Raw genomic sequence first — 22,944 nt, forward strand, 5'->3', positions numbered from 1 at the left:
TCAGGGCGCGGCCACCGGTCTCTTCGCCGCGTCGTCCGGTGTCCCCGCGTCCGGGACCCACCGGGCGGCCACGCACACGCAGAGCCCGAGCCACCCGGCCGCGAACAGCCAGCCGCCGATCACGTCGGTGCACCAGTGCACGCCGAGGAAGACCCGGGTGGCCCCCACGGCGAGCCCCCAGCAGGCGACGGCCGCGCACCACGGCGTACGGCCGCGCGGGGCCCGCGTCCGGATCGCGAGGATCACGAGGCCCGCGGCGAGCGCGGCGGTAGTGGTGTGGCCGGAGGGGAACGACCAGCCGGAGGCCGATGCCTGCCAGCCGGCCCGCGGCGGCCTGGGCCGGGCGACCAGCTCCATCACGGCGAGCCGGGCCGCCTGGCCCAGAGCGAGGCAGCCGGCGCCGAGCAGCGCGGTGAACAGCCGCTGCCGCCGGGTGCGGCCCACGACCAGTCCGGCCGCCACGACCAGGGCGTACGGCACGATCCCGGTACCGGTCGCGGTGATCCCCCGGGCCACGGCCACCGCCATGTCCGGGCGATGCCCGAGGGACCAGGCCAGCAGCGCGCGGTCCGGGGCGAGCGGGGCACCGTGCCGGCCGGTCACGACCAGAGCCAGCACCACGAACGCCGCCCACGCCCCGAACGCGACACTTCCCGCGAATTCCGCGGTCTTCTTGCGGTCCATGACGACGGCGACGGCCCTCTCGGTGCGGTGACTACGAAGATCCGGTGCGGTGACTACGAAGATGTAGACGGTCTACCCGAATGTAGACGATTGACTTTCGACCGGTGCTCGGAGGTGTGCGTGTCCGCGCCCGGCCGCTGCTTTTGCCGCACCATTACCAGTTCATGGCCGGCTGGCTGCACGGGCGTAGTCATCATGGTCGGCGGAGTAAGGCATGCCTTCACTAAGTTCGAGCCAAAGGGCGGGGACGGGCCTGCCGGGGAGGGCTGGGGCGGATGTGGGACGACGCGTTTCCTAGTTTCCTGATCGGGTTGCGGGAGGGTCTCGAAGCCGGGCTGATCGTCTCGATCCTCGTCGCCACGCTGGTGCGGGCCGGGGCCAGGAACCGGCTGGCACAGGTGTGGACGGGCGTCCTGGCCGCGATCGCGCTGGCGATGAGCTTCGGCGCGGTCCTCACCTTCACCGCCGCCTCGCTCTCCGAGACCGCCCAGGAGGCCTTCGGCGGCACCCTCAGCGTGATCGCGGTCGCCTTCGTCACCGCGATGGTCTTCTGGATGCGCCGCTCGGCGCGCAGCCTGGCCGGCGAGATCAAGGAGAAGGTCAGCGACGCCCTGGCCATGGGCGCGGGCGTGCTGATCCTGACCTCGTTCCTCGCGGTCGGCCGCGAGGGCCTGGAGACCGCGCTGTTCCTGTGGACCACCGCCCGCGCGGCCGGCGAGTCCGCGGGCCCGCTGACCGGCGCGGGGATCGGCCTGGTCCTGGCGGCCGGCCTCTGCTGGGGCCTGTACCGCCGCGTACTGAAGATCAACCTCACGAAGTTCTTCACCCGCACGGGCGTGGTTCTGATCGTGATCGCCGCCGGTGTCCTCGGCTACGGGCTGCGCGACCTCCAGGAGGGCGGCGTCGTTCCGGGCGACGCGGCGTACGCCTTCGACCTCGGCGCCCACATCGACGCGGGCTCCTGGTACAGCACCCTCCTCCAGGGCGTCCTCAACGTCACCCCGGAGATGACCTGGCTCCAGGTGATCGGGTACGCCGGCTATCTCGCGGTCGTGATGACCCTGTTCGTACGGGGCGTGCGGGGCGTGCGCGCAGGGGCGGCGTCCGGTGCCGGTGTGCCGCGGCCTGCTGCCGAAAAGCCCGAGCCGCGGGCGGCCGCCGACGGGTCCGAGCCGCGGCTCGAAGCCGAGGGGGCCGGGTCCCGGCCCGCCGGGAGGCCCGAGCCGCAGGCGCAGCCGGACCCCGCGGTCCGCCGGCCGGAGCCGGGCCCGAAGCCCGCCGGGGTGCCGCGCGGCCGTCCCGCCTGGGTGGTCCCGGTCGCCGTGGTCGCCGTCCCCGTGGTCGTCGCCGGGCTCGTCGTCGCCCTTGGCCGGCCCAAGCCGAGCAGCGGGCAGGCCGTCGCCGTCTCCGAGACCGAGTGCGGCAAGGGCTTCACCGCGCCGAAGCCGGGCCGCCGGACCTTCCGGATGCAGAACACCGGCAGCAAGACCGCCGAGGTGTACCTGATCGACCCGGGCACCGGCTCGGTCTACGGCGAGATCGAGGGCCTCGCCCCCGGCACCACCCGCGACCTGGTGGCCACCGTGGCCGACGGCACCTACGCCTGGCGCTGTGTCCCCTCCAGCGGCAAGGCCGTCACCTCCAGGTCCGTCACCGTCAGCGGTGGCAAGAGCAGCGCCAAGGCGGTCGTACCGGTCTCCGAGAACGACCTCGCGGCGCCGCTGAAGGCCTACCGGGCGTACGTCGAACAGGGCCTGGCCACCCTCGTCACCCAGACCCGCACGCTCGACGCCGACATCGCGGGCGGCCACCTCGGCAAGGCCCGCACCGACTGGCTGACCGCCCACCTCACCTACTCCTCCCTCGGCGCCGCCTACGGCACCTTCGAGGACTTCGACAAGAAGATCAACGGCCGCGCCGACGGCCTTGCGGGCGGGGTCGCCGACAAGGACTTCGCCGGGTTTCACCGGGTCGAGTACGGGCTGTGGCACGGCCAGTCCGCCGACCGGCTGAAGGGTCCGGCACAGGCGCTCGCGGACGCGGCCGCCGGGCTGCGGCAGGCGTTCCCCGCCCAGGCCTTCGACCCGGGCGACCTGCCGCTGCGCGCCCACGAGATCCTGGAGAACACCCTCCAGTTCGAGCTGACCGCCGACACCGACGAGGGCGGCGGCACCAACCTCGCCACCGCGAACGCCAACCTCGCGGGCACCCGCGAGCTGCTCACCGTACTGCGGCCGCTGCTGACCACCCGGGCGCCGAAGCTGCTGCCGGCCGTCGACGCGGACATGGCCCGCCTGCAGAAGCTCCTGGACGCCGAGCACCAGGGCGCGGGCTGGACCCCGGTCGAGAAGCTCGACACCGTCACCCGGCAGCGCGTCGTCGGGGCCACCGGGCAGCTCCTCGAGGACCTCGCCCCGGTGCCGGACCTCCTGGAGATCAGGAAGTCCGCCTGATGAACCCCGCAGAGCACCCGCACCCGTACGACGAAGGGAACCCTCCGATGTCCGCTGCCGACACCCCGTCCTGCCCGATGGGCACCGGCCGCCGCTCCTTCGTGCGGACCGCGCTGGGCGCGGGGGCCGCGGGCGCGGTGCTGGCCGGCGGCGGCTTCGCGCTGAGCCAGGCCGGCGGCACCGCCGAGGCCCGGGCCGCCGACGCGAGCAGCACCACGAAGGTCCCCTTCCACGGCGCCCACCAGGCCGGCATCCTCACCGCGGCCCCGGCCGCCGCCACCTTCGTCTCCCTGGACGTCATCGCCGACAGCTGGCAGGAGCTCGCCGACCTGCTGAAGACGATCACCGCACGGGCCCGGTTCCTCACCTCCGGCGGTGCCCCCGAAGACCTCGGCGTCGGCGCGCCACCCGCCGACAACGGCATCCTCGGCCCCGAGGTCCCCTCCGACGCGCTGACCGTCACCGTCGGCGTCGGCGCCTCCCTGTTCGACGACCGCTACGGCCTGGCGAAGGCGAAGCCGGCCCGGCTGACCCCGATGCGGACCTTTCCCAACGACAACCTGAAGGCCGCCGAATGCCATGGCGACCTCTCGCTGCAGATCTGCGCCAACAGCACGGACACCGTGCTGCACGCGCTGCGGGACATCGCCAGGCACACCCGTGGTGCCATGCAGATCAAGTGGCGGATCGACGGCTTCCAGAACGCCCCGCGGCCGACCGGCGCCCAGCGCAACCTGCTCGGCTTCAAGGACGGCATCGCCAACCCGGACGTCACCTCGGCCCGGGAGACCGACCGGCTGATCTGGGTCGGTGCGGGGCAGGGCGAGCCGGCCTGGACGGCGGGCGGCAGCTACCAGGTCATCAGGATCATCCGGATGCTCGTCGAGTTCTGGGACCGGGTCTCGCTCAGTGAGCAGGAGCTGATGTTCGGCCGCCGCAAGGACACCGGTGCCCCGCTGGACGGCGCCGAGGAGACCGACATCCCCAACTACGCCAAGGACCCGAAGGGCGACGCCATCCCGCTGGACGCCCACATCCGGCTCGCCAACCCGCGCACCGCCAAGACCGACGGCTCCCGCATCCTGCGCCGCGGCTACAACTACGACCGGGGGATCGACAGCGTCGGCAACCTCGACATGGGCCTGGTCTTCTGCTGCTACCAGCAGGACGTCCAGCGCCAGTTCGAGGCCACCCAGACCCGGCTCATCGACGAGCCCCTCGTCGACTACATCTCGCCGACCGGCGGAGGCTACTTCTTCGCCCTGCCCGGTGTGAGGAACGCCGGGGACTGGCTGGGGAGCGGACTGCTGGCGGCCTGACCGGCAGGCCGATCTTTGCCTTTTCATGGCTTTCTCTTGGTGAAGACCTGGCGCAGGGCTTACTGCGAACGATGTGCAAGTACGGGAAGATGGCACAAGGCTGCCGACGGCAGCTGCCCATCGCCCGACCGAAGGATGTCGCCTCCCGATGACGGCCGCCCCTGGTTCCGCTCCGTCCCTCCCCGTCCAGGCCGAGACCAAGCGCTCGGCCTGGCGTCGGGTCCGAGGCTCCATGACACGCCAGGAGTGGCTCAGGGTCGGCGGGATGGCCGGCTTCGTGCTGGCCCTCCACGTCATCGGCTGGGGCACCCTGGTCGGGATCATCGCCCCGCAGCACTTCAGCGTGGGCACCGAGTCCTTCGGCATAGGCATCGGCGTGACCGCCTACACCCTCGGCATGCGGCACGCCTTCGACGCCGACCACATCGCGGCCATCGACAACACCACCCGCAAGCTGATGGGAGCGGGGCAGCGGCCGCTGTCGGTCGGCTTCTGGTTCTCCCTCGGCCACTCCAGCATCGTCTTCGGGCTCGCCCTGCTGCTCTCGCTCGGCATGAAGACCCTGGCCGGACCCGTCCGGGACGACGGCTCGCACCTCCACGAGGTCACCGGCCTGATCGGTACGACGGTCTCCGGCACCTTCCTCTACCTCATCGCCGGCATCAACCTGGTCATCCTGGCCGGCATCTGGAAGGTGTTCCGGCAGATGCGCTCCGGCGCCTACGACGAGGCCGCGCTGGAGACCCAGCTGAACAACCGCGGCCTCATGAACCGTTTCCTCGGCCGGGTCACCGGCTCGATCAGCAAGCCCTGGCAGATGTACCCGCTCGGCCTGCTGTTCGGGCTGGGCTTCGACACCGCGACCGAGATCGCCCTGCTGGTCCTGGCCGGTTCCGGCGCCGCCTCCGGGCTGCCCTGGTACGCCATCCTCACCCTGCCGGTGCTCTTCGCGGCCGGGATGTCGCTCCTCGACACCATCGACGGCTCGTTCATGAACTTCGCCTACGAGTGGGCGTTCTCCAAGCCGGTCCGCAAGGTCTACTACAACCTCACCATCACCGGCCTGTCCGTGGCCGTCGCCCTGATCATCGGCACCGTGGAACTCCTCGGCCTCCTCGCCGACAAGATGGACCTGCACGGCGTCTTCTGGGACTGGGTCTCGGGCCTCGACCTCAACACCGTCGGCTTCGTCATCGTCGGCCTCTTCTTCGCCACCTGGGCGATCGCCCTGCTGGTCTGGAAGGCGGGCCGGATCGAGGAGAAGTGGACCACCGGCCTCGCCCCCGCGCCCGCCGAGCAGGCCGAGGGCTGAGCCCGGCGGGCCGGGGGAGCGGTGGCGTCGTCAGCTCCGTACCTTCAGGTCCGCCCGCCATTTGACGATCTGCTTCTCCGCGTCGCCGGTGTACGACCACGGGGTGCGGGTCGCGCGCCGGCCCTGGAGCCGCAGCAGGGCCGTGGCGAGATCCGTGACGCCCGCCTGACAGGCAGCGTGCGTCAGGTAGTTGAGGTCACGCAGCTCGCCGGGGGCGACGGGAGCCTCGCCGCGCTGGGCGATCCAGCGCTCCCAGGTGCGCCGTACGTCGCTGACCGCGCCGTCGTGCTTCCAGTGCTGGCTCAGCGCGACCGTGTTCTGCTGTCCCTGCGCCTGCGCCGCGTCCAGCGCGTACCGGAACTCCTCGACGCGGGCGTACTGCACCAGGACGGGCAGCGGGCACCCCGGCGGGGCGACCCCGGCCGCGTCCCGGGCGAAGTCGTACATCAGGCCGTGCGTGCCGTGCCAGCGCGCGGAGTAGTAGTGGAGGACCTGGAGGTGGCCCTCCACGTTGTACGGGTCGCGCCGGTGCAACTCGTCCCACCAGCGGGCGAGTTCCTGCCGGCGGACCCCGGTCGGATACAGCCGGGCCACCGAGATCAGGGAGACCCAGGGGGTGGGGTCCTGCGGGTGGGCGTCGGCGGCGGCCAGGCAGGCCAGCACGGCGGTGTCGATCCTGGCCCGGTCGATCGGGACACCCCGGCCCGCCGAGATGGCCAGGGTGAACGCCCGGGCGGTCTCGGTCGCCGCCCGCAGCATCAGCGCGTCGGCGCCGTGCGGCTCGGCGGCCAGCCAGGACTCGGCCGTCGAGTTTCCCGCGCAGGCCTGCGCCAGCAGCCGTACCCGGTGCCCCCGGACCAGCCAGTCGGGGCCGGTGGTCCGGAGCAGTTCCCTGAGTCCCTGCCAGCGGCCGATGACGATGTCCTGACGGGCCGAGGTGAGGGATTCGTCCCCGCAGTCCGGGTCGAAGTCGGGGACGAAGCGGTCGCGCGCCATCGGCTCTTACCTCAGAAATCGGTGGGGAGGCCTTCGTAAGCCTGGGCCTGCGCGGTCACGTGGTCGTCGGGAACGTAGTCGGCCGCCACCGTACGGGCGGCGTCCAGCTTGGCCGGCCGGTAGTAGTCGCTGCCCTGCCTCCAGTACCAGAGCATCGGGATCAGGCCGACGGCCAGACCGCCGATGCCGATCGAGATCGCCGCGGTGCTCAGCTCGCCCAGCGACTCGACGAAGATCCAGAACATGAACGCCGCGCCGAGCAGCGGCCACAGCCCGCCGAACAGGAAGTTGCCCGCCGACTTGAAGAGCATCTTGCGGTAGGCGACGACCACCGCGAGGCCCGCGAGGCCGTAGTAGACCGCGATCTGCAGGCCGATCGCCGAGATGGCGTCGGAGAGGATCTCCCCGACCGAGCCCAGCGCGTTGGAGGCGATGAACAGGGTCAGCGCCACCACGCCCACCACGGCGATCGCCACGTGCGGGGTGTTCCAGGTGCGGTGCACCCGGCCCAGCGCGGACGGCATCGTACGGTCACGGCCCATCGCGAACAGCGAGCGGGTGACCTGGATGAGGGTCGTCTCCAGGGTGGCGATGGTGGACAGCATCACGGCGACGACGAGCAGCTTGCCGCCCCAGCCCGGCCAGACCTCCTCGCCCAGCACGCCCAGCACGTTGGCGTCGTTCGCCGCGATCTGGTCCGAGGACAGGATGACGTTCACGGTGATGGTGAACACCTCGAACAGGGCGAAGACGATGCCGACACCGATCAGACCCGCGAGGCCGGTGGTACGGCGGGAGTTGCGGGTCTCCTCGCTGAGGTTGCTGGTGACGTCCCAGCCCCAGTAGTAGAAGGCGGCGATCAGCGCGCCCGAGGCGAACCCGGAGACGCCGTCGAAGTGGGAGAAGCCCAGCCAGGACCAGTCGAAGGTGCGGGCGTTGCCGGTGTGGAAGAGGGCCAGCACCGCGAACAGCAGCAGGATCGCCAGCTCGATGCCGGACATCAGCAACTGGGCGCGCACGGTGAGCCGGGCGCCGCCGAGCACGACGGCCAGCATGATGATGAACCAGGCGGCGCCGACCACCGTGGACAGGCCCACGTTGTCGGCGAGTTCCGCGTCGAACAGGGACAGCGTCATGGACCCGGCGGGCAGGGAGCCGGCCACCATGAAGATGGTCGCGGACACCACCAGCGCCCAGCCGCTGACGAAGCCCAGGAAGGGATGCAGGGTGCGGCCCACCCAGGAGTAGCTCGCGCCCGCGTTCACGTCGATGCGGCCCAGGTAGCTGAAGGCGAGCGCGATGCCCAGCATCGGTATCGCACACCACAGCAGGGCGGCCGGACTGGCCAGCCCCACCGCCCCGACCAGCACCGCGGTGGTCGCGGCCAGTGAGTAGGCGGGGGCGCTGCCCGCGACGGCCATGACCACGGTGTCGAACGTACCGAGGGCATTGGCCTGAAGCCCTCTGCCCCTGATGTTGCTCATCGTTGTGCTGCTTTCCGGTCGTGCAGGGCGCACGGGAGTGCAGACCCGCGGTGGTACGGGTGGGGGGTGCACGACCCGCCCCCTACCCGGTGAGGGATGGCCTCGAGCAGGGGGCCGGTCGGAAGAAGAAAGGGGTGGTGCGCGCCGCGTGCCCAGAGTCGGCGAACGGTCACACCGCGTGTGTGGGTGTGACTATAGCGGCACTCTTTGGCCTTTCAAGCTGACCGTCCGGTAATCACATATGACATCCGAGGCCGAAAACCGTCACACCGGAAGCAGCGGTCACGTCGCCCTCTCAGTCCTCCAGCCGGTCGAGCTGCCGCAGCTTGTTGGTGGCGTCCAGGGCCGCGACCTTGTACGACTCCGCGAGCGTCGGGTAGTTGAACACCGCGTCCACCAGATAGTCGACCGTGCCGCCGCAGCCCATCACCGACTGACCGATGTGGATGAGTTCTGTCGCTCCGCTGCCGAAGCAGTGCACACCGAGCAGCCGCCGGTCCTCGGGGGAGACCAGAAGCTTGAGCATGCCGTGCGAGTCGCCGATGATCTGGCCCCGGGCCAGTTCCCGGTAGCGGGCCACCCCGACCTCGAACGGCACGCAGTCCTCGGTGAGCTGGTCCTCGGTCCGGCCGACGAAGCTGATCTCGGGGATGGTGTAGATGCCGATGGGCTGGAGGTTGTCCATCTGCCCGACCGGCTCCCCGCAGGCGTGGTACGCGGCGACCCGGCCCTGCTCCATCGAGGTCGCGGCGAGCGCGGGAAAGCCGATGACATCGCCGACGGCGTAGATGTGCGGCACCTCGGTGCGGAAGTGCTCGTCCACCGTGATCCGGCCACGCCGGTCCGCGGACAGGCCCGCCTTGTCCAGGTCCAGCCGGTCGGTCAGGCCCTGGCGGCCCGCCGAGTACATCACCGTGTCCGCCGGTATCTTCTTGCCGCTCTCCAGCACGGTCAGCGTGCCCCGGGGGTGCCGTTCGACGGCGGCGACGGTCTCCCCGAACCGGAAGGTGACGGCAAGGTCCCTCAGGTGGTACTTGAGCGACTCCACGACCTCGACGTCGCACATGTCGAGCATGGCGGCGCGCTTCTCGACGACGGTGACCTTGCTGCCGAGCGCGGCGAACATGCTGGCGTACTCCATGCCGATGACGCCGGCGCCGACGATGACCATGGAGCGCGGCACCCGCTCCAGGGACAGCACGTTGTCCGAGTCCATGATGGTGCGGCCGTCGAACTCGACGCTGTCCGGGCGGGCCGGCCGGGTGCCGGTGGCGATGACGATGTGCTCCGCGCTCAACAGCCTTTCGTTGCCGGTCGGTTCGCGCAGGGCGACGGTGTGCGGGTCGGTGAACCGGCCGATGCCGGAGCAGAGGGTGACGTGGTTGCGGGAGAGCTGGTTGCGGATGACGTCCACCTCGCGGCCGACCACGTGCTGGGTGCGCGCGGTCAGGTCGGCGACGGTGATGTCCTCCTTCAGCCGGTAGCTCTGGCCGTACAGGTCGCGCTGGGTCAGGCCGGTCAGGTAGAGGACCGCCTCGCGCAGGGTCTTCGAGGGGATGGTCCCGGTGTGGATGGACACCCCGCCGACCATGTCGGGGCTGTCGACGACGGCGACCCGGCGGCCGAGCTTGGCCGCGGCGATGGCGGCCTTCTGGCCGCCGGGTCCGGAACCGATGACGAGCATGTCGAAGTCAGGCACCCTGGGAAGTCTGTCAGCAGCCGCCCCCGCTTCGAAAGGGTGAACGGGCAACCTTCGCGTGAAATCCGGTACGGACCTGGGTAGTTGCAGGCCTCACGGGTCCCGGCCGCCATCTCGGCCGCCGGGACGGGTGCGACGGCGCGGGGCGCGTTCGGGCACGCCCGCGGCCTCGGTCAGGGCAGGAGCCGCTCGATGCAGTTCGGTCCCTCGCGCTCCATCTTCTTCCTGGCCCATTCGAGGGTGGCCGGGGTGATGTCCCGGCCTGACGCCATCACCAGGTCTTCGGGCGCCACCCCGGTGCCGGGGGCGCTGTGCAGCAGGGAGTCGGGGGTGGTGCGGTCGTCGGGCGACCGGGACGCTTCGGGTTCTGTGGTCGACATGGTCCCTCCTTCGCGGAGCGGGTGCACACTCTCACGATTGCCCGCCCGGCCGCACCGCGCATCCCGGGAAGCAATTCGCCCCTTTCGGGCTGTATGGTGACCGTACATCCGTACCGGGGAGGCCGTCACGATGGCCGAGCAGCCCTACTTCCAGAACGCACCCGGGAGCCCCCGCTACCTGCCGATCGCCGAACACGGGCTGATCGGCGATCTGCGCAGCGTGGCTCTCGTGGGCAGCAACGGCACGATCGACTGGTACTGCAGCCCGTCCTTCGACGCCCCCAGCGTCTTCGCCGCCGTCCTGGACGCCGAGCGCGGCGGATTCTTCGCCCTGGCCGCGGCCCTGCCGGCCCGGACCAAGCAGTTCTACTTCCCCGACACCAACGTGCTGATCACGCGGTTCTACACCGACGAGGGTGTCGGCGAGGTCCAGGACTTCATGCCGGTGGCGAGCGGGTCGGCCGAGTGCGAGCGGCACCGGCTGATCCGCCGGGTGCTGTGCGTGCGCGGCACCGTGCCCTTCCGGGTCCGGGTGGCCCCCCGCTTCAACTACGGCGCCGACCCGCACACCCTGCGCCTGCTCGACGGCACCGCCCTGTTCGAGTCCGCGGACAAGGGCTTGCTGCTCACGTCCACGGTGGCCCTGGAGGGTGACGGCCCGGACGTCCGCGCCGACTTCAAGGTCTCCGAGGGGGAGTCCGCCGTCTTCGCCCTCGACCAGGCCGGCGAGGGCATCCCCCCGCGCGGCTGTGCCCGAGCCGAGGCCGAACTTCAGTTCGAGGCCACGGTCTGCTACTGGCGCCGCTGGCTGCACCAGTCCCGCTACCGGGGCCGCTGGCGTGAGATGGTGCACCGTTCCGCGCTCACCCTCAAGCTGCTCACCTACGCCCCCACCGGCGCCATCGTCGCCGCGCCCACCACCAGCCTCCCCGAGCAGGTCGGCGGCGAACGCAACTGGGACTACCGCTACGTCTGGATCCGCGACGCCGCCTTCGCCGTCTACGCCCTGCTGCGGCTCGGCTTCAGCAGCGAGGCGGCGGCCTTCATGAAGTTCGTGACCACCTACATCAGCCCCGGCGACGGCTTCGCCTCCGGTCCGCTGCAGATCATGTACGGCATCGACGGCCGCACCGACCTGCCCGAACGCGAACTGACACACCTCGACGGCCACTGCGGCTCCGCCCCGGTCCGGATCGGCAACGGCGCGGCCGGGCAGCTCCAGCTCGACATCTACGGCGCCCTCATCGACTCGATCTACCTCTACGACAAATGGGCCGAGCCCATCTCCAGCGCCCAGTGGGACGACGTCACCCGCCTCGTCGAATGGGTCTGCGACCACTGGGACCAGCCCGACGAGGGCGTCTGGGAGACCCGCGGCGGCCGCAAGAACTTCCTCTACTCCCGTCTGATGTGCTGGGTCGCCGTCGAGCGGGCCATCCGCCTCGCCAACCGGCGCGGCCTGCCCGCCGACCTGCGCCGCTGGCAGCAGTGCCGCGACACCATCTACCGGCGGATCATGGACCGCGGCTGGTCCGAGCGGCGCCGCGCCTTCGTCCAGCACGAGGGCAGCGAGGTCCTCGACGCCTCGGTCCTCATGATGCCCCTGGCCAAGTTCATCGCCCCGACCGACCCCAAGTGGCTGTCCACCCTGGACGCCCTCACCGAGGACCTGGTCTCCGACTCCCTCGTCTACCGCTACGACCCGCAGGCCAGCCCCGACGGACTCCGCGGCGACGAGGGCACCTTCTCCATCTGCTCCTTCTGGTACGTGGAGGCCCTGGTGCGCGCCGGACGCGTGGACGACGCCCGGCTCGCCTTCGAGAAGATGCTCACCTACGCCAACCATCTCGGCCTGTACGCCGAGGAAATCGGCCGCACCGGCGAGCAACAGGGCAACTTCCCGCAGGCGTTCACCCATCTCTCCCTCATCAGTGCCGCCTTCAACCTGGACCGCGCGCTGGGCTGAGAGCCCTGTCCCCGGACGGTCCGAGGGGTCACGGCAGCGGCTGCTCCGCCCAGATGACCTTCCCGGCGGGCGTGTAGCGGGTGCCCCAGCGCTCGGCGAGCTGCGCGACCAGGAACAGGCCCCGGCCGCCCTCGTCGGTGCTCGCCGCGTACCGCAGGTGCGGCGAGGTGGTGCTGGCGTCGGAGACCTCGCAGATCAGCGTCCGGTCGCGCAGCAGCTTTACCCGGATGGGCGCCCGGCCGTGCCGGATGGCGTTGGTGACCAGCTCGCTGAGGATCAGCTCGGTGGTGAACGACAGCCCGTCCAGGTCCCAGTCGGCGAGCTGCCGGGTCACCTTGGCCCGCACCTCGGAGACGGCCGCGGGATCGGCCGGTACCCCCCACTCGGCGATCCGGTCGGCGCCGAGCGCCCGGGTGCGGGCGACGATCAGCGCCACGTCGTCGCTGGGACGGGCCGGCAGCCGCTCCAGCACGGCCGCACAGGTGGCGTCCGGGGTGCTGCCGGCCGCCGACTCCAGGGCACCGGCGAGCAGTTCGAGGCCCTCGTCGATGTCCCGCCGCCGGTCCTCCACCAGCCCGTCGGTGTAGAGGACCAGACTGCTGCCCTCGGGCAGCTCCAGCTCGGCCGTCTCGAAGGGCAGCCCGCCCACCCCCAGCGGCGGACCGGCCGGCACGTCCGGGAACTCGACGCCGCCGTCGGGTCTGGCCAGCGCCGGCGGCGGATGACCGGCCCGGGCCAGCGTGCAGCGCCGGGACACCGGGTCGTAGATCGCGTACAGGCAGGTCGCCCCGGTGATCGTGGCCATGCCGTCCGCGGGGGTCTCGTCCTGGTCGATACGGCTGACCAACTCGTCCAGCAGGCCCAGCAACTCGTCGGGCTGCAGGTCGAGCGCCGCGAAGTTGTGCACGGCGGTGCGCAGCCGCCCCATGGTCGCCGCCGCGTGCAGCCCGTGCCCCACCACGTCCCCGACCACCAGCGCCACCCGGGCCCCGGACAGCGGCAGCACGTCGAACCAGTCGCCGCCCACCCCCGACTGGGCCGGCAGATAGCGGTAGGCGATGTCCAGGGCGCTCTGCGCGGGCAGGCTGCGGGGCAGCAGACTGCGCTGCAGGGTCACCGCCATGCTGTGCTCGCGCGTGTAGCGGCGGGCGTTGTCGATGGAGACGGCGGCCCGCGCCACCAGCTCCTCCGCGAGGGCCAGTTCCTCGGTGTCGAACGGCGCGATCTTCTGCGAACGGCAGAAGTTGGCCAGCCCCAGCACCAGGTTCCCGGCCCGCAACGGCACCGTGATCAGCGAGTGGATGCCGAACTCCAGGATCCGCGCGGTCAGCTCCACGTCCTGCGCCCGCCAGCCGGGCGCGTCCCGCAGCCGGGGCTCGACGACGGACTCGCCGGTCTCCAGACAGCGGCCCTGCGGCGAGGACGGCACGAACTCGAACCGCTCCCCGACCGGGTACAGCGGGGCGTCCTTGCGGACACCGGCGGACGCCACCCGGCGCAGCGCGTCCCCGGGCTTGGGCTCCTCGCCCTTGAGGACCGCGTCGTACAGGTCGACGGCGGCGTAGTCCGCGAACCGCGGCACGGCCAGCTCCGTCAGCTCCTCGGCGGTGCGGGTGACGTCCAGGCTGGTGCCGATGCCCACCCCGGCGTCGTACAGCATGTTCAGGCGTTCGCGGGCCACCTCGGCACGCCCGGACAGGGCGCGCAGCTCCGTGGAGTCGCGCAGCGTGATGACGCTGCCGGGCGGGCCGCCGCGCACCTCGATGGGGCGCTGGTTGACGGCCAGCAGCCGGTCCTTGACCAGGTGCACCTCGTCGGTGGCGACCCGTCCCGAGGCGATCAGCGTCGACGTCCGGGCGTCCAGGCCGAGGTCCCCGACCCGGCGGCGCTCGGCGTCCGCGGGCAGGTCCAGCAGACGCCGGGCCTCGTCGTTGGCGAGCATCAGCCGGCCGTCGCCGCCCACGATCAGCACACCCTCGCGTACGGAGTGCAGCACCGCGTCGTGGTGCTCGTACATGCGCGTCATCTCGTCCGGGCCGAGACCGTGCGTCTGGCGCAGCAGCCGCCGGCTGACCAGCGCCGTGCCCGCCGTCGCCAGGGCCAGCGCGGCGGCGGCCGCGGCCAGCATCAGCGGCAGCTGCTGGTCGACGGTGCCGCCCACGTGCGCGGTGGTGATGCCGGCCGACACCAGGCCCACCACCGTGCCGTTCGCGTCCCGCACCGGGACCACGGCCTGCACCAGCTCGCCGATGGTGCCCTTGACCCTCTCGGTGACGACCCCGCCGGCCAGCGCCGGCCCGATGGTCCCGACGAACTTCTTGCCGATGCGGTCCGGCCTGGGGTGGGTGTACCGGATCCCCTCGGTGTTCATGACGACGACGAAGTCCACCCCGGTCGCCTTGCGGACGGCCTCCGCCCGCGGCTGGAGCACCGTCGTCGGATCGGGCAGCCGCAGCGCCGCCGCCGTGCCGGGGGCGTCGGCGAAGGTCTGGGCGACGGCCAGGGACCGGTTGCGGGCCTCCGTGGTGCTGTTGTGCTGTTCCTGGAGCACCAGTGCGACCACGGCCGACACGACCAGCAGCAGCACGATCGCCACTTGCAGCACGAAGACCTGCCCGGCCACGCTGCGTCTGCTCAGCGCCGACCACAGCCGACCGGACCGGATGCGCCCCGGCCCGCCGGGCTCCCGCTCCCGCCGGGCGAGCGGCGCGCGCCGAGTCCCGGATCGGGACGGCCGAGTGTCGGACCGGCCGGACTGACGGACCATGAGCCCATGTCTACACTGTGGCGCCCCGCTAGGCGAGAGCGTCCCCGGGGCAACCGGCCCGATACCCCGTCGGGCCCCGATCACCCCCGGTCCGCGGACCGGGGGTGGCGCACCGCGAGCAGCAGCGCCACGTCGTCCGGGCGGTCGGTGGCGTGCCGGGCCATGGCGGTGAGCCGGTCGGCCACCCCGGTGAGGGTACGGGGGCCGCGCCGCCCCGGCGCCGCCCCCGCCTCGGCCAGGGCCGCCCCCAGCGCCGCGATGCCCTCGTCGATGTCGGCACCGGGCCGCTCCACCAGCCCGTCCGTGTACAGGGCGAGGATCGCGTCCGGCGCCAGCTCCAGCCCGGTCACCGGATAGCCGGCCCGCGGATCCACGCCCAGGACGACACCGCCGGGGACCTCCAGGACCCGGGTACGGCCGTCCGGGGCGCGCAGCAGGGGCGGCGGATGACCGGCCCGGGCGATCCTGGCACGCCCGGTGGCGGGGTCCAGACGCAGATAGCAGCAACTGGCGAACTGGCCCGGGTCGAGGTCGATGAGCAGCCGGTTGGTGCCGCTCAGCACCTCGTCGGGCGGCCGGTCGCTGAGCGCGAACGCTCGGACCGCGCTGCGTAGTTGCCCCATGGTGGCGGCAGCCTGCACGCCGTGCCCCTGCACGTCGCCGATGACCAGGGCGAGGCCGTCGCCCGCCCCGACGACGTCGTACCAGTCGCCGCCCACGTCCATGCCCTGGGTGCCCGGCAGATACCGGCCCGCGGTCTCCACCTGGGGGTGCGCCGACAGCCGGCGGGGCAGCAGCGCCTGCTGGAGACCGCGGGCGAGGGCGGCCTCGCTGTCGTAGCGCCGGGCCTTCTCCATGGCGTGCGCGATCAGGCCGGCGAGCGCCGTGAGGACCGTGCGCTCCTCGGTGCTGAAGCGGCGCTCGACGTCGAAGCCGAGGATGCAGGTGCCGACCGGGTGCCCGGAGGCGATCAGCGGCAGGAAGGCGCGGGCGCCCACGTCGGCGTCCAGGGCGAGGTCCGGGTAGGTGTCCGCCAGCTGCCGCATCGACTCGAAGAACAGCGGCCTGCCGGTGGTGAGGGTCTCGACACCGGGGATGGGGGCGTCCAGACCGACGCCGTCGAACGGGGTGAGGAAGCCGGGCGGGAAGCCGTTCTCCCAGGCCAGGTAGAGATGCCGGTCCTGGAGCAGGTAGATGGCCAGCCGGCCGCCGCCGAACGCCGGGAGCAGCTCCTGGGTGACCACCGCCGACACCTGCCGGGCGGTCACCGCGTCGGTCAGCGCGATCGCGAGGGCGATGGGCCGGTACAGCGGGGCCAGCGAAGAGCCGCCCGGCCCGCCGGGCCGCCCGGGCCCCGCCGTCGTGCCGGGTTCGGCCGTGGGGTCGGGGCCTGCCGTGCGGGGCAGGTGCATGGCCGGGTCCATCCGGTTGGCCGGCTCGACCGTGCAGGTGATCAGACTCGGGCTTGGGTGCACGGACAGGGCGAGCAGGCCGCCCTCGGCGGTGTCCCCGCGACGGGCCTGGAAGCGCACCGTGTCACTGGCGAGCAGCGCGCCCCGCCAGTGGTCGTCGTAGGGCGGCCCGCTCAGCCACGGCATCGCCTCCCACACCGGCCGGCCGAGCAGCTCGGCGTGCGGCCGGCCCGCCAGCCGGACGGCGGCCGGGTTGGCGTAGCGGACGACCCCGGACCGGTCCAGGCAGAAGACGCCCTGGGGGAGCAGATCGGCCGCTCCGTCGGCGGCCACGGCCGGGCCCGGGCCGACGACGATCCCGGCGACCAGAGGCGGCTCGGCGGCGCCGGGCGGCGGCCACAGCTCCAGGAGCAGCGGGGCGCCGTCCGCGGCCCGCACCCGCAGCGGGGCGTGCGGCGGCCTGCCGGCCGCGGTCCGGCGCAGCGCGGCCAGCACGTCGGCGGCGGTGTCGTAGGTGTCGTCGGGTGTCACGGCCGCGGCCAGCTCGGCACCGGTACGGGGGACGTCCCGGGGCGCCATGCCGAGCAGGGCGTGCAGCCGGTCGTCCGCGCGCACCGCAGAGGTGGCCGGATCCCAGGTGAAACGGCCCACCCGGGCCGTCCCCGGCGGCGTCGCGGGCGGCCGTACGCACACCGGCTCGCCCTCCCAGGCGACCGCCGCGTCGCCCTCCTCGGCCACCAGCTCGCGCAGTCCGGCTCCCAGCGTCTCGGCCAGCCGCCCCAGCCGGTCCAGGTCGGGCAGCTCGTCCACGGTGTCCGAGGTACCGGGAAGCAGCACGGTGAGCACCCCGAAGGACGATTCCGCGCCGGGCACGGGCGTGTACACCGAGCCGAACTGGAACGGCAGGCCCGCCGCGAACTGGGGATAGCGGCGCACCATCTCGGTGGCGTTGGGCAGCACCACCCGCACCCCGAGCCGGTAGGCGTCCGCGACCGGGAACGGCCGGTCCACGTGCAGCCGCCACCAGGGCCTGAACAGCGGGCCGGGAAGTCCCACCAGCGTGGCCAGGCGGAGCAGCCCGGGGGTGCCGGAGCGCAGGTACACACCGGCGACGTGGCAGCCCGCCGCGCCCAGGGCGCCGGTCGAGGCCTCGACCAGCAGCGCGGTCAGCCGCTCACGCGCCCGGCCCACGTGCTCGCCGCTCCCAGTCATCGGGTCCTACCTCGTCCGCGCACCGCCGGGTGGGTGACACAGCAAGAATGCGCCACGACGGCCCGAACACGCACCTGGGCGGCGGCGCGGACCCGCCGGCTCAGCCCGCGGCCACCGGCCGCAGCACCAGGTGACCGTCCTCCCGGCCGGCCACCATGGCGAAAGGGAAGGTGTCCGTCTCCAGACACAGCGGCACATCCTCCGGATGGACGCCTTCCCAGCCGAGCCGCAGCCCCTCGGCGAGCCGCGCCGCCCCGCCGGAGTTCCGGGCCCGCTCCACGAACGGCTCCGCACCGGCGGAGCCGTCGGCCACCAGCCGGGCGATGTACTCGGCACAGGCCAGGTCCTCCTCGGCCCGCCCGTCCTCCCCGGTGACCACGAAGGTGACCGCCGCGGGCCGCGCGCGCCGCAGCACGGCGGCGGTGGCCCCGGCGACCACGAAACTCGCGCACAGCAGCAGCCTGGCCCCGGCGGCGGCCAGCGCCCCGGTCGTGCCGGCGGTGGTCTTCTGGACGACCGTGCGGCCCCCGACGTCCAGCGAACGCAGCTGGGCCGGCGAGTTGGCCAGGTCGAAACCCGGCACCACCGGACCGTCCTGGAAGGCCAGCCAGCCGGGGTGACGGGCCTTCAGGTCCAGCGCCTCGTCCAGGGTTTCGGCGAACACGATGCGCTCGGCGCCCCGCCCGAACGCCCAGGCCGCCACGGTGAACGCCCGCATCACGTCGACGACCACGGCGACTTCGGGCGTCGAGGACAGGCCGGGGACACCGGTGAACGTGGTTCGCATCCCCCCATCATGCCCGGCGGTCAGAGTTCCGGGTCGTCGGCCGGCAGGGCCGCGCGCATCGAGCGCAGGGCCAGCAGCAGGACGCCGATGTCGTCCAGGTAGATCGGGTCGGGCAGCAGGTCGGTGGGCAGCACCAGATACAGCACGGCACCCCAGAACACCCAGCGCGAGCCCGTCGGCAGCCCGGCCCGGCGCAGGGTGCGCCGGGTGCGGACCAGCCGTACGAGTACGGCGACGGCGCAGGCCAGCAGGGCCGCGGCGACGATCGCGCAGATCACGAGCACGGTCGTGGTGGTGTCCATGGCTGTCCTGTCGTCCGGCCCCGATCCGGCCCGGGGTCTCTCACCGGTCCGTCTTCCCGCTTTCGTCCCCGGGCATGGCAGCCGGCCCGGCACTCTCCTTCGGAGCCCGCAGCCCCTTGAAGGCACGGGTCAACTGCTGGAAGGGGGAGGCGGGTCGGGGCACTGTCGGTACGGCCGGGGCGGGGGTGTCGCGGAGGGCGGCGAGCGCCTCCCCGGCCCGCTCGGCGGCCTCCCGGTACAGGTCGCGGGACCTGGTCATGGCCTCCAGCGCCTCGGCGTACCGCGCGACGCGCTTGCGCTCCCGCGCCAGCTCCTCCTCCAGCGTCATCAGGGTCCAGTTGTCGCGCAGATCGGCCAGCGCCTCCTCGGCGCCCCGCGGCGCGGGCCTCGGCAGCGCGGCGAACCGGCGCAGGGCGGCCATCAGTTCGGCCGGCTCCGAGCCGTCCAGGAAGACGCTGCGCACCGCGTACTCCTGCGGGTCGTAGCCGTCCGGCGCCGGGTCCGGCGGCAGCAGCACGGCGCCGCCGCGCGGGCACTCGGCACCGAGGTCGCGCAGCGCCCAGTTGACGGCACGGAACTGCTGCGGCGCGGCCCGGTGTTCCACCACGCGGTGCGCGAGGCCGGGCGGCAGCTGCCGGACCAGCGGCAGCCGGCCGAGCGCGTCGGGCGTCATCGCCTCGTGCACGACGAGGTTGACGCACCAGGCGTCCTTCGCCGCGTCCCGCAGCACCCGGCGCATGTCCTTGTCGTCGGCGGGCAGCGGGTTGACCGTGCGCAGCCGTACGCCCGCCACGGCCGGGAGGTAGTCCCAGGCCGCCTCGCCGCCGTCGCCGGCCTCCTCGCCGTCGGGCCAGAACATCGCCGCCGGGGAGGGCCAGGCCTCGTCCCAGGGCCGGTCGGCCTCGGCGACGAGCTGCCACTCGCGTCCCGCCTGCCGGCCCTGCGGGTCGACGAGGGTCAGCCGGGCGCGCACCGTCACGGTGCCGTCCCCGACGCGCCAGCGGGCCTCGAAGACGCGCCGCGCGGGGTCGTCGGGCACCGGGGGTTCCGCGAAGTCGTCGAGGGCGCCGCTGTCCTTGCGGCGGCGCAGGATCCTGCGGATCACCCCCTCGGAGTCCGGGCCCGTGTGGCGGCCACGGGCGGGCCAGACGGTCGGCGGAAGGGCGCTACGGGCGGCGGCGGAGTTCGACATGGGCCAATCTGCTGGTGGGAGGCGGCTGCGTCTTCCAGTATCGCCGCCCCGGAGCGGGTCTCACAGAGCGGGGGCCGCCCGCGCACGGGTGTGTCGCCCGCAACCGGGGTGCGCATCGTGTGCGTCGTACCACACCGGTTCACCCGTGTCCTTGATCCGGCCCGCCCCGCACAATGGTGCGGCGGAGGGGGCCCGCCCGTCCATCCGCTTCGGGGCGGGCCCCGTTCACGCCGCCGAAAGGCGTGCGAGAGGGGCCGACGGCGGTCCGCCGGCCCCGGTGGGTCCGCACCGTCTCAGTGCCTCACGCGCCGCTCTCGCGGAGCATGTCCTCGCGCTCGACGAGCTTGACGCGCTCGCGGCCCTGCGGCTCGCCCAGCGCCTTCTCGGCGGCGTCCAGCCGGTACCAGCCCTCCCAGGTGGTGAAGCGGACCCCGCGCTCGGCGAGGAAGGCGTCCACGGCCTGAGGCGCCGGCGCCTCGGGGGTGTGCAGCCGGCCGTTCGCGTAGTCGTCCAGCAGGTTGGACACCGTCTCGTTGGCGTCGCCCTTGGTGTGGCCGATCAGACCGACCGGGCCGCGGCGGATCCAGCCGGTGACGTACGTCGACCGGAGGTGGCTGCCGCTCTCCTCGATGACCCGGCCGCCGTCGTCCGGGACGGTCCCCGAGTCGATGTCCCAGGGCAGCTTGGGCAGTTTGTCGGAGAGGTAGCCGACCGCGCGGTAGAGCGCGGTGACGTCCCAGTCCTTGAACTCGCCGGTGCCCTTCACGTTGCCGGTGCCGTCCAGCGCGGTGCGCTCGGTGCGCAGACCGACGACCTTGCCGTCCTCGCCGAGGATCTCGGTGGGCGACTCGAAGAAGTGCAGGAAGATCTTGTGCGGGCGGTCGCCGGCATCGCGGATGGCCCAGTTCTCCAGGGTCTTGGCGACCATGTCGGCCTGCTTGTTGCCGCGCCGGGTCTCGATCGAGCCCTCGTCGTAGTCGATGTCCTCGGGGTCGACGATGACCTCGATGTTGGGGGAGTGGTCGAGCTCGCGCAGCTCCATCGGGGAGAACTTCGCCTGCGCCGGACCGCGGCGGCCGAACACGTGCACTTCGCGGGCCTTGTTGGCCTTCAGCCCGTCGTGGACGTTCGGCGGGATCTCGGTGGGGAGCAGCTCGTCGGCGGTCTTGGCGAGGACGCGGGCCACGTCCAGGGCCACGTTGCCGACGCCGAGGACCGCGACCTTCTCGGCCTCGAGCGGCCAGGTGCGGGGCACGTCCGGGTGGCCGTCGTACCAGGAGACGAAGTCGGCGGCGCCGTAGGAGCCGTCCAGCTCGATGCCGGGTATCCGCAGCTCGCGGTCGGCGGTCGCGCCGGTCGAGAAGATCACCGCGTCGTAGAACGAGCGCAGGTCGTCGAGGCTGATGTCGGCCGGGTAGTCCACGTTGCCGAAGAGGCGGATCTGCGGCTTGTCCAGCACCTGGTGCAGGGCCGTGACGATGCCCTTGATGCGCGGGTGGTCGGGGGCCACGCCGTACCGGATCAGGCCGAACGGGGCGGGCATCCGCTCGAAGAGGTCGATGGAGACGCCGGGCTCGGCGGCCACCTCGGACTTGAGCAGGGCGTCGGCGGCGTAGATCCCGGCGGGGCCGGCTCCGACGATGGCTACCCGCAGGGGGCGCGGCATGATCAGGTTCCCTTCGAGTGAGGACAAGCGATCTCGAACGGGAAGCCTAAACTAAGGCAGTCCTAAGTTAGTACGCGGGTCCGCTCTATGACCTCATAAGGCGATCTTATGACGTGTATCGGGTCCGGCTTATGGCGCGCGAGCCTGCACAGCTGCCCCCGGATGCTTGGCGGGCGCCCGGCCCATGCACCAACCTGTCCTCTTGCGGCGCACCGAGGCGCGGTGGCCCATGGGTGAGGGGTGAGAGCGTGGACGCACGCGGGGAGACGACCGTGGCGGTGACCGGCGGCAGCGGATTCGTCGGCAGCCATCTGGTACGACGGCTGCTGAGGCGGGGGTACCGGGTCCGCGCGACCGTCCGCCGGGCCGGTGACGCGGCGAAGGTACGGCCCCTGTGGGAGCTGCAGGAGGCCTTTCCCGGGCGACTCGCCCTCTTCGAGGCCGACCTGCTCGAGGACGGCTCCTTCGACGAGGCGTTCCGCGGCTGCGCGACCGTCTTCCACGTGGCCTCGCCGTTCCTGATGCCGGAGCGGATCAAGGACGGCCGACGGGACGTCGTGGACCCTGCGTTGCTCGGCACCCGCAACGTCCTCGGCAGTGTGGAGCGCACCCCCGAGGTGACGACCCTGGTCCTCACCTCCACCGTGGGCGCGATCTTCGGCGACTACGCCGACGTCCGCGAGATGGCCGGCGAGGTGCTGAGCGAGAAGTACTTCAACACCACCAGCACGGTGGCCGACAACCCCTACCACTACGCCAAGACGGTCGCCGAGCGCGCCGCCTGGGACGCCGAGGCCGCCCAGGACCGCTGGCGCATGGTCGCCCTCAACCCCGGTCTGATCCTGGGCCCTTCCCTGACCCCCGCCTCCGAGTCCGGCAGCCTCTTCCTGCTGGACGAGCTGTTCAAGGGCTACTTCTGCTACGGCGCCCCCGACTTCAGCTTCACCACCGCGGACGTCCGTGACGTGGCCGACGCGCACATCGCGGCGGCGGAGAACCCGGCGGCCAGGGGCCGTTACATCGTGGCCAACGAGACGATGACGTCCTTCGAGGAGATGTCCCGGATCATCCGCACCCGTCACCCCTGGGACCCGCGCCTGCCGCGCACCGCGCTCCCGCACGGACCGGTACGGGTCCTCGGCCCGCTCTTCGGCCTCACCCAGGACTACATACGCAAGCACCTCGGCATCCGCTTCCGCGTCGACAACAGCAGAAGCGTCGACGAACTGGGCCTTGTCTACCGGCCCGTCGAGGAGACCCTCCTCGACCACCACGAGAGCTGGCGCGCGCGGCGGAGGAGGAGGGGCTGACCC

The 22,944-nt window shown here is 72.5% G+C and carries 16 protein-coding genes; 5 read left to right on the forward strand and 11 right to left on the reverse strand.

The features are described 5' to 3' along the window. Positions 1 to 684 (reverse strand): phosphatase PAP2 family protein, encoded by a 684-nt coding sequence (locus LQ326_RS18470; RefSeq protein WP_234538122.1) that lies wholly within the window; start codon positions 682 to 684, stop codon positions 1 to 3. A 275-nt stretch (positions 685 to 959) separates the two neighbouring features. On the opposite strand from LQ326_RS18470, the gene efeU reads away from it, so the two are divergent. The 3 genes from efeU to nicT all read left to right on the forward strand — a co-directional run bounded on the left by efeU (position 960) and on the right by nicT (position 5,768). Further along, the gene (gene efeU / locus LQ326_RS18475; protein ID WP_234538124.1) at positions 960 to 3,137 is read left to right on the forward strand and encodes an iron uptake transporter permease EfeU; all 2,178 of its coding nucleotides are present in this window, start codon (positions 960 to 962) and stop codon (positions 3,135 to 3,137) included. Between the two features lie 47 nt (positions 3,138 to 3,184). Then, the gene (efeB, locus tag LQ326_RS18480) at positions 3,185 to 4,456 is read left to right on the forward strand and encodes an iron uptake transporter deferrochelatase/peroxidase subunit (protein ID WP_234538127.1); all 1,272 of its coding nucleotides are present in this window, start codon (positions 3,185 to 3,187) and stop codon (positions 4,454 to 4,456) included. A 148-nt stretch (positions 4,457 to 4,604) separates the two neighbouring features. Then, a complete protein-coding gene (gene nicT / locus LQ326_RS18485) occupies positions 4,605 to 5,768 on the forward strand; it encodes a Nickel transporter NicT (RefSeq protein ID WP_234538129.1) in 1,164 nt (387 codons plus the stop codon). Between the two features lie 30 nt (positions 5,769 to 5,798). On the opposite strand, the gene LQ326_RS18490 is transcribed toward nicT, so the two are convergent. The 4 genes from LQ326_RS18490 to LQ326_RS18505 all read right to left on the reverse strand — a co-directional run bounded on the left by LQ326_RS18490 (position 5,799) and on the right by LQ326_RS18505 (position 10,327). Then, entirely contained in the window at positions 5,799 to 6,764 is a 966-nt protein-coding gene (locus LQ326_RS18490; protein ID WP_234538131.1) for a hypothetical protein, read from the reverse strand. A gap of 11 nt (positions 6,765 to 6,775) precedes the next feature. Then, complete coding sequence (locus tag LQ326_RS18495) at positions 6,776 to 8,248, reverse strand: APC family permease (RefSeq protein ID WP_234538134.1); 1,473 nt, start codon at positions 8,246 to 8,248, stop codon at positions 6,776 to 6,778. A gap of 295 nt (positions 8,249 to 8,543) precedes the next feature. Next, positions 8,544 to 9,947: a Si-specific NAD(P)(+) transhydrogenase gene (gene sthA, locus LQ326_RS18500; protein WP_234538136.1), complete on the reverse strand. Its 1,404-nt coding sequence runs from the start codon at positions 9,945 to 9,947 to the stop codon at positions 8,544 to 8,546. Positions 9,948 to 10,120: 173 nt separating this feature from the next. After that, positions 10,121 to 10,327: a hypothetical protein gene (locus LQ326_RS18505; protein WP_234538138.1), complete on the reverse strand. Its 207-nt coding sequence runs from the start codon at positions 10,325 to 10,327 to the stop codon at positions 10,121 to 10,123. 130 nt (positions 10,328 to 10,457) lie between these two features. On the opposite strand from LQ326_RS18505, the gene LQ326_RS18510 reads away from it, so the two are divergent. Further along, a complete protein-coding gene (locus LQ326_RS18510; protein ID WP_234538140.1) occupies positions 10,458 to 12,293 on the forward strand; it encodes a glycoside hydrolase family 15 protein in 1,836 nt (611 codons plus the stop codon). A gap of 28 nt (positions 12,294 to 12,321) precedes the next feature. Here LQ326_RS18510 and LQ326_RS18515 read toward each other — a convergent pair whose 3' ends face one another. The 6 genes from LQ326_RS18515 to LQ326_RS18540 form a co-directional block, all read right to left on the reverse strand. Then, positions 12,322 to 15,060 carry a SpoIIE family protein phosphatase gene (locus LQ326_RS18515; RefSeq protein ID WP_234538142.1) on the reverse strand — a complete coding sequence of 913 codons (2,739 nt, stop codon included), beginning with the start codon at positions 15,058 to 15,060 and terminating at the stop codon, positions 12,322 to 12,324. Positions 15,061 to 15,140: 80 nt separating this feature from the next. After that, a complete protein-coding gene (locus tag LQ326_RS18520) occupies positions 15,141 to 17,684 on the reverse strand; it encodes a SpoIIE family protein phosphatase (protein ID WP_234538145.1) in 2,544 nt (847 codons plus the stop codon). 100 nt (positions 17,685 to 17,784) lie between these two features. Continuing rightward, a complete protein-coding gene (locus LQ326_RS18525) occupies positions 17,785 to 18,471 on the reverse strand; it encodes a 2-phosphosulfolactate phosphatase (RefSeq protein ID WP_234538148.1) in 687 nt (228 codons plus the stop codon). A gap of 20 nt (positions 18,472 to 18,491) precedes the next feature. Beyond that, the gene (locus LQ326_RS18530; protein ID WP_234538150.1) at positions 18,492 to 18,773 is read right to left on the reverse strand and encodes a YkvA family protein; all 282 of its coding nucleotides are present in this window, start codon (positions 18,771 to 18,773) and stop codon (positions 18,492 to 18,494) included. A gap of 40 nt (positions 18,774 to 18,813) precedes the next feature. Then, positions 18,814 to 19,965, reverse strand: a complete 1,152-nt coding sequence (locus LQ326_RS18535) for a hypothetical protein (protein WP_234538152.1) — start codon at positions 19,963 to 19,965, stop codon at positions 18,814 to 18,816. A 301-nt stretch (positions 19,966 to 20,266) separates the two neighbouring features. Beyond that, positions 20,267 to 21,631, reverse strand: a complete 1,365-nt coding sequence (locus LQ326_RS18540) for an FAD-dependent oxidoreductase (protein ID WP_234538154.1) — start codon at positions 21,629 to 21,631, stop codon at positions 20,267 to 20,269. A 248-nt stretch (positions 21,632 to 21,879) separates the two neighbouring features. Here LQ326_RS18540 and LQ326_RS18545 point away from each other — a divergent pair, with 248 nt between their 5' ends. Next, a complete protein-coding gene (locus tag LQ326_RS18545; RefSeq protein ID WP_234538156.1) occupies positions 21,880 to 22,941 on the forward strand; it encodes an NAD-dependent epimerase/dehydratase family protein in 1,062 nt (353 codons plus the stop codon). Positions 22,942 to 22,944: the final 3 nt, after the last annotated feature.

Source organism: Streptomyces shenzhenensis (assembly GCF_021462265.1).
Lineage (GTDB): Bacteria > Actinomycetota > Actinomycetes > Streptomycetales > Streptomycetaceae > Streptomyces > Streptomyces shenzhenensis.